Raw genomic sequence first — 213 nt, 5'->3', positions numbered from 1 at the left:
GAATTAAAAGCAGCTGGAATTACAGGACAAATCTATTTTGATCAAATCAACAAAGCTAAAACAATCGAAGGTGTAGAAGCATTGAAAAATGAAATCTTGAAAGCTCACAAAGCAAGTCAAGAAGAAGATGGTCCAAAAGTAACAATTGACGAATGGCTTCTAAACAATGCTAAAAAAGACGCAATCGAAGAATTAAAAGCAGCTGGAATTACA

At 33.8% G+C, this 213-nt stretch carries 1 protein-coding gene; it reads left to right on the top strand.

The window, feature by feature from the left end:
- Positions 1–213: albumin-binding GA domain-containing protein (locus HMPREF3045_RS09355; protein WP_306807255.1), on the top strand; the 213-nt coding region annotated here is incomplete at both ends.

Source organism: Anaerococcus sp. HMSC075B03 (assembly GCF_001815585.1).
GTDB classification, from domain to species: domain Bacteria; phylum Bacillota; class Clostridia; order Tissierellales; family Peptoniphilaceae; genus Anaerococcus; species Anaerococcus vaginalis.
Note: the sequence above shows the minus strand (reverse complement) of the source record. Positions and strands in the feature narration are given on the sequence as shown.